The 9,866-nt window shown below is 62.4% G+C and carries 13 protein-coding genes and 1 tRNA gene; 5 read left to right on the top strand and 9 right to left on the bottom strand.

Going from position 1 to position 9,866, the window contains the following annotated elements; all coding sequences use genetic code 11:
• Positions 1 to 46 precede the first annotated feature (46 nt).
• The 6 genes from PQR40_RS37745 to PQR40_RS37720 form a co-directional block, all read right to left on the bottom strand.
• Positions 47 to 841: a cystine ABC transporter substrate-binding protein gene (locus PQR40_RS37745; protein WP_408335731.1), complete on the bottom strand. Its 795-nt coding sequence runs from the start codon at positions 839 to 841 to the stop codon at positions 47 to 49.
• A 121-nt stretch (positions 842 to 962) separates the two neighbouring features.
• Entirely contained in the window at positions 963 to 1,940 is a 978-nt protein-coding gene (locus tag PQR40_RS37740; RefSeq protein ID WP_408511178.1) for a quinone-dependent dihydroorotate dehydrogenase, read from the bottom strand.
• 338 nt (positions 1,941 to 2,278) lie between these two features.
• Positions 2,279 to 3,100, bottom strand: a complete 822-nt coding sequence (locus PQR40_RS37735; RefSeq protein ID WP_408335728.1) for an arginyltransferase — start codon at positions 3,098 to 3,100, stop codon at positions 2,279 to 2,281.
• 104 nt (positions 3,101 to 3,204) lie between these two features.
• The gene (aat, locus tag PQR40_RS37730) at positions 3,205 to 3,942 is read right to left on the bottom strand and encodes a leucyl/phenylalanyl-tRNA--protein transferase (RefSeq protein WP_408511177.1); all 738 of its coding nucleotides are present in this window, start codon (positions 3,940 to 3,942) and stop codon (positions 3,205 to 3,207) included.
• A 9-nt stretch (positions 3,943 to 3,951) separates the two neighbouring features.
• Positions 3,952 to 4,497: an NUDIX hydrolase gene (locus PQR40_RS37725; RefSeq protein WP_097392281.1), complete on the bottom strand. Its 546-nt coding sequence runs from the start codon at positions 4,495 to 4,497 to the stop codon at positions 3,952 to 3,954.
• A gap of 412 nt (positions 4,498 to 4,909) precedes the next feature.
• A tRNA-Met gene (locus tag PQR40_RS37720) sits at positions 4,910 to 4,986 on the bottom strand.
• Between the two features lie 257 nt (positions 4,987 to 5,243).
• On the opposite strand from PQR40_RS37720, the gene PQR40_RS37715 reads away from it, so the two are divergent.
• The gene (locus tag PQR40_RS37715) at positions 5,244 to 5,741 is read left to right on the top strand and encodes a heme-degrading domain-containing protein (protein ID WP_408511176.1); all 498 of its coding nucleotides are present in this window, start codon (positions 5,244 to 5,246) and stop codon (positions 5,739 to 5,741) included.
• 10 nt (positions 5,742 to 5,751) lie between these two features.
• Positions 5,752 to 6,084 carry a DMT family transporter gene (locus PQR40_RS37710; RefSeq protein ID WP_408335718.1) on the top strand — a complete coding sequence of 111 codons (333 nt, stop codon included), beginning with the start codon at positions 5,752 to 5,754 and terminating at the stop codon, positions 6,082 to 6,084.
• A 3-nt stretch (positions 6,085 to 6,087) separates the two neighbouring features.
• Here the strand turns inward: PQR40_RS37710 and PQR40_RS37705 are convergent, their stop codons facing one another.
• Both PQR40_RS37705 and PQR40_RS37700 read right to left on the bottom strand, forming a co-directional pair.
• A complete protein-coding gene (locus PQR40_RS37705; RefSeq protein WP_408222671.1) occupies positions 6,088 to 6,471 on the bottom strand; it encodes a hypothetical protein in 384 nt (127 codons plus the stop codon).
• A 64-nt stretch (positions 6,472 to 6,535) separates the two neighbouring features.
• Positions 6,536 to 6,727, bottom strand: a complete 192-nt coding sequence (locus PQR40_RS37700) for a hypothetical protein (protein WP_408222673.1) — start codon at positions 6,725 to 6,727, stop codon at positions 6,536 to 6,538.
• A gap of 208 nt (positions 6,728 to 6,935) precedes the next feature.
• Here PQR40_RS37700 and PQR40_RS37695 point away from each other — a divergent pair, with 208 nt between their 5' ends.
• Together PQR40_RS37695 and PQR40_RS37690 are read left to right on the top strand one after the other, a co-directional pair.
• A complete protein-coding gene (locus tag PQR40_RS37695) occupies positions 6,936 to 7,214 on the top strand; it encodes a hypothetical protein (RefSeq protein WP_408222675.1) in 279 nt (92 codons plus the stop codon).
• A gap of 140 nt (positions 7,215 to 7,354) precedes the next feature.
• A complete protein-coding gene (locus PQR40_RS37690; protein WP_408223251.1) occupies positions 7,355 to 7,639 on the top strand; it encodes a DUF1488 family protein in 285 nt (94 codons plus the stop codon).
• Between the two features lie 67 nt (positions 7,640 to 7,706).
• Here the strand turns inward: PQR40_RS37690 and PQR40_RS37685 are convergent, their stop codons facing one another.
• Positions 7,707 to 8,717 carry an NAD-dependent epimerase/dehydratase family protein gene (locus tag PQR40_RS37685; protein WP_408511175.1) on the bottom strand — a complete coding sequence of 337 codons (1,011 nt, stop codon included), beginning with the start codon at positions 8,715 to 8,717 and terminating at the stop codon, positions 7,707 to 7,709.
• Between the two features lie 134 nt (positions 8,718 to 8,851).
• Here PQR40_RS37685 and PQR40_RS37680 point away from each other — a divergent pair, with 134 nt between their 5' ends.
• Entirely contained in the window at positions 8,852 to 9,859 is a 1,008-nt protein-coding gene (locus tag PQR40_RS37680; RefSeq protein WP_408511174.1) for a TetR/AcrR family transcriptional regulator, read from the top strand.
• The last annotated feature ends 7 nt before the right edge of the window (positions 9,860 to 9,866 follow it).

Here is a 9,866-nt window from a genome sequence, read left to right as displayed (position 1 = left end):
GGGGGGCATCGTCGACGATGCCGCCCTTCGTTTCATCCGGCGCGCGTTATTTGATCGGCTTGCTGACGTCGATACCGAACCATTTGTCCGAGATCTTCGAGAACGTGCCGTCCGCTTCGAGCTGGGTCATCGCGTCGTCGATCGCCTTGGCGAATTTCGGATTGCCCTTCTTGAACGGAATGCCCGACGGGTTGCCCGCGCCGACCATCGCACCCGTGCGCAGCGGCAGTTGCGAGTTCTTCATCAGATACGCGAGCATCAGGCGGTCGTTCAGCGCCGCGTCCAGACGGCCGGAGGCCAGATCGCGCAGGTATTCAGGCGCGCCCGGATACGTCTTCACATCGATGCCCGGCACCGACTTCGCCATGTCCATGTAGTTCGTGCCGAGACCGACGCCGAGCTTCTTGCCCTTCAGATCGTCGAGCGATTTGAACTGGCGCGTGTCGTCCTTACGCTGGATCAGTTGCGCGGCCGAGTACGTGTACGCCGGCGAGAAGTCGAGCACCTGCTTGCGCGCGTCCGTGATGCCGACCTGGTTGACGATCACGTCGAATTTGCCCGCTTGCAGACCGGCGATGATGCCGCTCCACTCGGTCGTGACGAATTCCGGCTTTACACCGAGCCTGGCAGCAACGGCTTTGGCGATGTCGACGTCATAGCCGACCAGTTCACCCGAGGGCGCTTTCGAATTGAACGGCGGGAAGGTGCCTTCCAGGCCGATGCGCAGCGTGCCGCGCTGTTTGACCTGGTCGAGCACGTCGTCCGCGTGGGCGGTGACAGCTGTGAACGATGCGCCGATCAGGCCGGCGACGAGCATCTTTTTCAGCAAGCCAAATTTCATCGTGTTCCTTTTTGTTCGTCTGGCGTTTCAACAGACGAAAGCATAACAAAGCAGACTATCGAAACCTAAATACCGTTTGTTTATGTCTATATTACTGATGCGGATTGGGGGATGGTTGGCCTTAACGCAGCGCCTGCGCGCATTCGGCCACCAGCGCCGGTCCGCGATAGATGAAGCCGGTATAGAGCTGCACCAGCGAAGCGCCCGCCGCGAGCTTCGCGCGCGCATCTTCGCCCGAGAAAATCCCGCCCACGCCAATGATCGGCACCGCTTCGCCGACTTCGGCGCGCAGCTTGCGGATCACTTCGTTCGACGCGTCGAACACCGGCTTGCCCGACAGGCCGCCGGCTTCGTCACCGTATTGCATGCCGGTGACGGCCGTGCGCGAGAGCGTGGTGTTGGTGGCGATCACGCCTTCGAACTGGTGGCGCAACAGCGTATCGGCGATCGATTTGATCTGCTCGTCGTCGAGGTCCGGCGCGATCTTTAGTGCCAGCGGCACCAGCTTGCCGTGCATGTCGGCGAGACGCAGCTGCTTGTCCTTCAGCGCGGCAAGCAGTGCGTCGAGTTCGCCCGCGCCTTGTAACTGACGCAGATTCTTCGTATTCGGCGACGAGATGTTGACCGTCACGTAGCTCGCGAACGGGTACACGCGTTCGAGGCAGTAGAGATAGTCTTCGGCGGCGCGCTCGATCGGCGTGTCGGCATTTTTGCCGATGTTCAGTCCGAGAATGCCGCGATAGCGCGCGGCCTGCACGTTCTTGACGAACTGGTCGACGCCCGCGTTATTGAAGCCCATCCGGTTGATCACGGCATTCGCCTGCGGCAGGCGGAACATGCGCGGGCGCGGGTTGCCCGGCTGCGCGCGCGGCGTGACCGTGCCCACTTCGATGAAGCCGAAGCCGAGCGCCGCCAGACCGTCGATACACGCTCCGTCCTTGTCGAGACCCGCAGCGAGCCCGACCGGGTTCTTGAACGTCAGCCCCATCACGGTGCGTAGCGCATCCGGCACGCGTGGCGCGAGCGCGCCCGCAAGGCCGGTGCGGCCGGCGGCGCCGAGAATGCGCAAAGTCAGGTGGTGAGCGTCTTCCGCGTCCATGCGAAAGAGTTGGGCGCGTACGAGCGGGTAGAGGGAGCTGAACACAGGACGAAGCCGGGCGGCCGGAAAATGGGAACCCGCCATTTTACCGGCTTTAAGACATTAATGAGACTTACTGAAAAGGGAGCGTAGGCGCCGGTGCTGGAGTGCTGCGTAAGGCTGCGTGAGGTGGACTCGTGCGTCGCCGCGGCAATGGCAGCGCAACCCATAGAGGTGTCCGGGGGCATCGCACTTCGACCGAAGCGGCTGCGGAGTTGCAAACACTGTCAGCGCCTGAGCGCCTGAGCCATGCCGTCCTACCGTCCTACCGCCTTGGTGGCCGGTAAAGGCCGCGGACATCACGGCCGCAGCGGCCCGCGCTTGCCCTGAATCGCCAGATCGACCGGTGGGAGATCGATGCTGGCGGGATCGAGCACCTTCCATGAACCGTCGATCAAACCTTCGAGCGGCCGGAAATTCGCCTTGTACGCCATCTTCGGACTCTCGCGGATCCAGTAGCCGAGATACACGTAGGGCAGCTTGAGGCTGCGCGCCTGTTCGATCTGCCAGTAGATGTTGTAGGTGCCAAAGCTGGTGTGCGGCATACCCGGCTCAAAGAACGTATAGACCGACGAGAGCCCGTCACCGAGGATGTCGATCATGCTGATCATGCGCAGAATGCCCGGCGCGTTCGGATGATCCGGCTGCGGCTCGCGGAATTCGACCAGCCGCGAGTTGATCCGGCTCTGCAGCAGGAACTGCTCGTACTGGTCGCGGCTGTCGCGATCCATGCCGCCACCGGCATGCCGTGCCGATTGATAGCGCATATAGAGCGCGTAGTGCTCTTCGTCGTAATGCAGGGGGGCGACTGTGGCGATCAGCTCGCCGTGCTTTTTCCAGACCCGGCGCTGTGTGCGGTTCGCCTCGAAACGATCGACCGGCACGCGCACCGGCACGCAGGCGCGGCAGCCATCGCAATACGGGCGGTAGGTGAACACACCCGAACGGCGGAAACCGGCTTTGACGAGATCGGTATAGACGTCGGAGTTGATCAGATGACTGGGTGTGGCGACCTGCGAACGTGCGATGCGTCCGTCCAGATAGCTGCAGGGATAGGGCGCCGTTGCATAAAATTGCAGCGCGGAAAGCGGGGAAAGAGGCAGCTCGTTGGGATGAGTCACGTTGGCAGCTCTCGAAGCGTCTCTGGTATTGCAAACCCGGCGTGCCTTGCGGCTCGTGACCCGCGGCTCGGTGGGCGACGGATCCGGATTCGGCCTGATTCTTTCTACGCCGCCGGCGCGACGACATCGCGCAAGACGGTCTTGTCGAAACGCCAGGGAATCGGCGGTGCCTCGACAGCGGTGCGAACATGCGCGATGAACGCTTTGCGCGCGATCTCGCGGCCGCCCAGCGACGCCAGATGCGACGTGTTCTGCTGGCAGTCTATCATTTCTATTTCGTGACGGCGCAAGTGTCCGACAAGCGCGGCCAGCGCCATTTTCGACGCGTCGGTGACCTCGGCGAACATCGATTCGCCGAAGAACATCCGGCCGAAAGACACCCCGTATAAACCCCCTACGCGCTTGCCCTCGAACCAGGTTTCGATGCTGTGCGCATCGCCGACCCGGTGCAGCGACGAATACGCTTCGACCACATCGGCGGTGATCCACGTGCCGCGCTGGCCGCGCCGCGGTGCTTGCGCACAGGCGCGCATCACGGCGGCGAAATCATGGTCGACGCGGATTTCCCACCCGTCCTCGCGCAGCACGCGCCTGAGCGTCTTGCGCAGCGACGGCGACAGTTTGAACTCGGCGGGGTGCAGGATCATGCGCGGATCGGGACTCCACCACAACACCGGCTGGCCGTCCGAATACCACGGGAAGATGCCGCGCCGATAGGCGTCGATCAGCCGCGACGGCAGCAGATCGCCGCTGGCGGCGAGCAGGCCGGGTGCGCCGCTTGCCGCGCCGAGCGCGCGCTCGACGGAGGGAAACGGATCGTCAGGTCCGAGCCAGGGAACCATGCGCGCCGCTCAACCTTCGCGCAGCGAGCGGAAAATATCGCCCGTGTGCAGCCCGAAGCTGCCGGCGGCGCGGTCGGCGAAAAAGAAACGCAGGGTCTGGCCGACGGTCGGGAAGGCGATCTCGTCCCACGGAATGTCGTGCTCCTCGAAGAGCTTCACTTCGAGGCTTTCCTCCCCGGCTGCGATATCGAGGTCGAGCAGGCGCGCCATGTAGAACAGGTGCACCTGATGCACGTGCGGCACGTTCAGCAGCGAGAACAGGCTCTGCACCTCGACGCGCGCGCCGGCTTCTTCCAGCGTTTCGCGCGAAGCGGCTTCGGCGGTGGTTTCACCCATTTCCATGAAACCTGCCGGCAGCGTCCAGTAGCCGTAGCGCGGTTCGATCGCGCGACGGCACAGCAGCACTTTGTCGTCCCAGACCGGGACGGTGCCGACCACGTTGCGCGGATTCTGATAATGCACCGTGCCGCAACTGCCGCATACGAAGCGCTCGCGGTTGTCACCCGGCGGAATGCTCAGGCTGACGCCGTGGCCGCAGACAGAACAGAATTTCATAGGAAGGGGGCGAGAAAGAGTGATGGGAGTTTATCACTGGGCAGGAGTTTTCTGAGGTCCGGCAAAGGCGGCGTGCCGGCGTTGGCGTGAAGGCAGTCGTGCGCGTCGCGCGCCGGACCCGGTTCGGGCGATCGTGACTTAGGCCGATTGGCTAACGTCGGCGTTTTTCCACGCTATTCATTGGCAGGGAGTTAGGATTGCTATTGATACGATCAAGTCCCGGAGCGAAAGCTTTCGCGTCAAGCGTGGCTCCGACGTCTCCAGGACCTCGGGGTGCATCTGATGACTACGGGGAAAGAGCAGAGCGCAGAACACGCACCACAACGAAGAGAGCGAGGCAGAAAACAAAAAAGGCCTGCCGGTTGGGCAAGCCTTTGATGTTGTTTCGACGTTTCGAACCGCGTGAGTTACTTGGTTGCGGGGGTAGGATTTGAACCTACGACCTTCGGGTTATGAGCCCGACGAGCTGCCAGACTGCTCCACCCCGCGTCCGTCGAAGAAAAGATTATAGGACAAAGCGACAGCCAATGCAATAGCTGTTTAAGAACCGGCTTCAATGCGCGCAAATCTGAAGTGAGCGGCGCTGGGACGCAAAGCGTGGCGGCATCCAAAGTCGCGGCGCGCGTCGACGGCGTCGCATACCGGCAGGCTCCCGTAAAGCGCTGCGCTAGAATTCAGGTTCTCTTCGCGGCGCCGCGATGCATGTGCAACGGCCTGCGCTTCACTTCTACTCTGCTCTGAACTCCATGGATATCGCTCACGACCTACAGGTAATTGTTGCTCAGGAACAGGCGCTGGTGTTCCCGCAATTCGACGCCGACCGCGCATGGCAGGTCGGTGCCTATCTGCACGAGATCGCCAAGGCACGCGGTATCGCCGCCGCAATCGACGTGCGCACGTTCGGTCAGCCGCTATTTTTCAGCTTGCTCGACGGAGCGACGCCGGACAACGTCGACTGGGCGCGCCGCAAGGGCAACACGGTCGCGCATTTTCGGTGCAGTTCGTACGCGATCGGTTTGAAGATGCAACAGGCGGGCAGCACGCTCGCTGATAAGCACGGCTTGCCGGTCACGGAGTATGCGTCGCATGGCGGCGCTTTCCCATTGACCGTAGCGGGCGCCGGTGTGATCGGCTCGATCACGGTGTCCGGTTTGCCGCAGCGTGCGGATCACGAACTGGTGGTGGAAGCGCTGTGCGCGCACCTTGGTCACGACTACAGCAAGCTCGCGCTTGCAAAGGTCTGAGGCGATGCGGATGCCCCCTTATGCATTGCTCGCCATTGCGATCGTCGCCGAAGTCATTGCGACCTCTGCAATGCGGGCGTCGGAAGGTTTTTCACGGCTCGTGCCCTCAACAGTCGTTGTGATCGGCTACGGCATCGCATTCTATTGCCTGTCGCTCACGCTGAAGAGTATTCCGGTCGGCATTGTCTACGCGGTGTGGTCCGGCGCCGGCATCGTGCTGATTACGCTGGTCGCGGTCGTGATGTACCGGCAAGTGCCTGATCTGCCGGCCATTATCGGGCTCGGGCTGATCATGGCCGGCGTCGCGGTATTGAACATCTTCTCGAAGATGCAGGCGCACTGAGCGTTACTTGCAGCGCACGATCATCGAACGGTTTTTCACGTTGGCCGAAACGACGTTCGTGACGCTGCCGCCCGCGGCACCGCCTTCGTCGTTGTCTTTCGACACGATGTCGTAGCCGGTCGCGCCACATGCATTGCCGGCCTGCACGTAACAGGAGGCCCAACTGGACGCAGCGTCGGCGCCGCTGCAGTTCACCGCAAAGCCCGTTTGTCCGTTCGGCAGATTGATCAGCGACGTGGTGTTCGACGACGCGCAACCGGCGAGACCCGTGCCCAGCAGCACGGCGACGGGCAGGGCGGCAGACAGTGACGCCCTGCGGACTAGAGCAAGCGCGGCGCTGCTGGGTCGAAAGCGGCCGGAGCGGCGCAGTTGCGTCATGAAATGCATCGTGATGTTTCCTTTCAAATAGGTATCGAGACTCGCCACGCAAACCGGCAGTGTGCCAGGAAGACTAAGGCGTTTCGATTGTGATGCCCGCTGCGCTAACCAGTTGACGGCTTTCTGCGCCGCTTTCGGTAGCCGCGTCTTCCCAGATGTTGATGGCTTTCGGAATGTCGATGCCGTGGCTTTCGGCGTAAGCAAACCATTTGGTTGCCGCATCGGGCTCAGGCAGTTCATGGTTCTGCAGAAAATATTTTCCCATATTGTGCTCGCTGACCTCGAAACCGCGTTATTGCGTCAGCACAGATCGTGCCGGTGAACCGGTTCGACCGAAGCCCGCGGCACAAGTGCCATTCAGCATGCAGAACTTATCGGCTCGAAGCGCGCCTTACTTACTGGTCTGCCGCGAGCGCATACGTGTGAACCGTCCACGTGGCGCCGCCCATAAATTGCAAACGAGGAGAAAGAACATGGCTGAGCGGGTCAGTGGCCCTTATCGCGGCTATTACATCAGCGCCGCCGCGCGCCTCGTGCCGGCAGTTGGCGCATCGGCGCCGGCTGCCAGCACCGCAAGCGGTACGTACGTCGGCTCGGTGAGTCTTGCCGAACGGGGTCCGGACGATCCGCACCGGATGGAAACCTTGCTTGAACTCGGCGACGAGCAGCGTTTCGGCAGTGAAGAGGAAGCGCTGGCCTTCGTCGAACAGGCTGCGCGCGACTATATCGACCGCCTGCTCGGAGGCGCCTGATGGCGGCGCGCGATATTGGGCAGGAGGGCGAAGGAGGCTGGACCGAGGTCCAGCCGCGCGAGTACCATATCGGGCATGTCCGGGGGCGGCCGGTTCTCACCGGTGTCCCTGTCCTGCCGGATCCTTCTGATGAGGCGACCATGGAAATTCGGTTTCCCGCGGATGAGCCTGCTTACCGCGACTCCAATCTGACGGTTGTGTTTCCCGCGCTCGTGGACGGCGAACCGGTGCCCTGCGCGATCTCGGTCGAGGCGCTCGAGGATCACTTCGGCGCGTACTCCGAGGATCTCGAAGGCTGGATGCGCGCGTTCGACGCGGGGCGTCCGCGCATCGAAGCGGTTGCGCGCGAACATTTGCAGATCAGCAATGGCACGCCCGTGCTGCTCAAGAGCGGCCATTTCCCGCCAGGCAACGTCGCGGCCTGATCCGGCCTGTTCGCCGATACGCGGATAACGTGGTTCAAACATCCTCGCTTGCGAAAGCAGCCCTCAGTCAGGTTGTTTTCGCTGCATCCCGATGCGTGTCAGTACTCGCCGATGCCGCCATGCGCGCGGCGTCGAATGCATGCCGGATGCCGTTTTCGTACGACGTTTTGGCGATGGGCCCGATCAGCTTCGTCAACGCGGAGTCATCGAGTACAACCGGCTCGGTCATCAGGTAATTCATTTCAACCAGTTCTCGCATCAACGGATTGAACAGACCAAGCATGCGCAGCATGGTCTTGCCCGCCACCATCAGCTTCGGCTCGCGGCCCGCCAGCGCATAGGCCTGTCTCACCACTTCGCGCGACGTGATCGTGCCCGTGCCGGCGAGATGCCACCACTGGCCGTAAGCTTCGGGTGTACGCGTGAGTTTCTCGACCACTGGTCCGATATCCGGCAGGTAGATGAATTCGTGCGGCACATCCACCGGCCCGAGCACCTGCGCACGCTTGCCGTGCGCCGCACCCTCGAACACGCCGTTCAGCAGGCTGCGTTCGATGCCGGGCCCGTAGAAATCCGGCAGGCGCAGCACCAGCGTCGACAAGCTGGTTGACCCGCTTGCGCGCCCGTGTGCTGCCAGCACCAGATTTTCCTGCGCGAGCCGCATCTTGCCTTTGAACGTATGGGGTTCACGCGGATGATTTTCGCTAATCGGATTGCCGCGCGCGCGGCCGTACGGATATACGGTACCGATCAGAATGAAGCGCTCGACGCCCGCCGCCGTTACGCCGGCGAGGGTTTTTTCCATGAGCGGCGGATGCGCCGCGAACTGATCGTAAGGCACACCCACCAGATAGATCACGGTCTGCAAATCCGCTGCCGCCGCGCTGATCGACGCGGGGTCGTCAGGATTCCACGTGACGATTTCCGCATGCGGGTCGTGACCGAAGGCCGCCTCGAGTGGCGCGCGCGAGCGGCCGACCACCCGGTAGTCCCGGCCTGCCACGCTCAGCGCGGCCGCGATGATTTGACCTGCCGCACCCGCGGCACCGAATAAACCCACTTTTCCTGTGGCTTGCATGACGACTCCTGAAGGCGGCGCCATATCGCGTCTGATGATGGCCAGCTGATTGATGAGAAGTTAGTGAACACCGTTCAGTAAACAGTGTTCAGTTTAATTTGACTTTTCAGTTTGTCAACCCGAAAATGTTCGTCATGGGAATCGTCGAACGAAAAAACCGTCAGAAACAGGCGCTGCGCGAGCGCATCCTCGATGCCGCGCGGCGTATCGTGATGCGCGAAGGCTTTGCCGCACTGTCAATGCGCAAAATTGCCGACGCCATCGAGTATTCACCCGCCACGCTGTACCTTCATTTCGCGAGCCGCGATGAGATCGTGCAGGCGTTATGCGCTGAAGGTTATGCGCAATTGCTGGAGACGTTCGTGCCGCTGGCGCAGATCGCCGACCCGGCTGAGCGTCTGAAGGCCCTCGGGCGTGCTTACGTGGCATTCGGTGTCGCGCATCCGGAAACCTACCGGCTGATCTTCATGGAAGACCCGAGCTACACGGGCGCTGCGCTGGCCGGTGTGGCTGCCGTTTCGGGCGCGGGCGCGTCGGTGGCTGCGGTCGCTGATGCGGATGCGTCCGGCGAAGTGGTTGAGGTCACGGCGGCTGGGACAGCGGTTGCGGGATCCGCCACGTCCGGAAAAGCGAGCCTCGCCCCCCCGAAACCGGACGACGACCCCGGCGACGCCGCGTTGCACATCATGATCTCCGCGCTGGAAGAGTTGAAAGCGGCGGGGCGTCTGAGCGCATCGACGGACTTGATCGTGTGGGCGGAGGCGTTCTGGGCGACGCTGCACGGCATTGTCGCGCTCAACCTCACATGCCCCGTGTTCCCGAGTGCGCCGCTGGATACGGTGCTAGGTGTCGCACTTGATGCCTGGCTGGGTACGCAGGGCGCCGGGCAGCAGGCGGGCGTCAAGAGCGCTTCCCGCTCGCGCAAAAAGAAGTCCGCTGAAGCCTTGGTTGAAGCGCACGTCGAGTCGGGTGACTCGCCTGTGGCGTCTGGCGGCAAACCGGCCACTCAGGCGTCTCAGCCATCCGTTTCGTCGGGGAAAAAGTCCGCGAAACCACCGGGATTATCGGCCATTAAACCCACCGATGCGGACACTAACCCCGTCGTCAAACCCGTCACCAGGCCCAAAGCCACGAGTGCGTGATAACGTT

The organism is Paraburkholderia sediminicola, from assembly GCF_046026855.1.
GTDB lineage: Bacteria > Pseudomonadota > Gammaproteobacteria > Burkholderiales > Burkholderiaceae > Paraburkholderia > Paraburkholderia sediminicola_A.
The sequence above is the reverse complement of the archived record's forward strand: the minus strand, read 5'-3'. Positions and strand labels throughout refer to the sequence as shown.

Bases quoted from the DNA above. Each gene is read 5' to 3' on its own strand.
- PQR40_RS37745 (WP_408335731.1), bottom strand. From the start codon at position 841: ATGAAATTTGGCTTGCTGAAAAAGATGCTCGTCGCCGGCCTGATCGGC.
- PQR40_RS37740 (WP_408511178.1), bottom strand. From the start codon at position 1,940: ATGGACGCGGAAGACGCTCACCACCTGACTTTGCGCATTCTCGGCGCC.
- aat (WP_408511177.1), bottom strand. From the start codon at position 3,942: ATGGTTCCCTGGCTCGGACCTGACGATCCGTTTCCCTCCGTCGAGCGC.
- PQR40_RS37725 (WP_097392281.1), bottom strand. From the start codon at position 4,497: ATGAAATTCTGTTCTGTCTGCGGCCACGGCGTCAGCCTGAGCATTCCG.
- PQR40_RS37715 (WP_408511176.1), top strand. From the start codon at position 5,244: ATGGATATCGCTCACGACCTACAGGTAATTGTTGCTCAGGAACAGGCG.
- PQR40_RS37710 (WP_408335718.1), top strand. From the start codon at position 5,752: ATGCCCCCTTATGCATTGCTCGCCATTGCGATCGTCGCCGAAGTCATT.
- PQR40_RS37705 (WP_408222671.1), bottom strand. From the start codon at position 6,471: ATGCATTTCATGACGCAACTGCGCCGCTCCGGCCGCTTTCGACCCAGC.
- PQR40_RS37700 (WP_408222673.1), bottom strand. From the start codon at position 6,727: ATGGGAAAATATTTTCTGCAGAACCATGAACTGCCTGAGCCCGATGCG.
- PQR40_RS37695 (WP_408222675.1), top strand. From the start codon at position 6,936: ATGGCTGAGCGGGTCAGTGGCCCTTATCGCGGCTATTACATCAGCGCC.
- PQR40_RS37690 (WP_408223251.1), top strand. From the start codon at position 7,355: ATGGAAATTCGGTTTCCCGCGGATGAGCCTGCTTACCGCGACTCCAAT.
- PQR40_RS37685 (WP_408511175.1), bottom strand. From the start codon at position 8,717: ATGCAAGCCACAGGAAAAGTGGGTTTATTCGGTGCCGCGGGTGCGGCA.
- PQR40_RS37680 (WP_408511174.1), top strand. From the start codon at position 8,852: ATGGGAATCGTCGAACGAAAAAACCGTCAGAAACAGGCGCTGCGCGAG.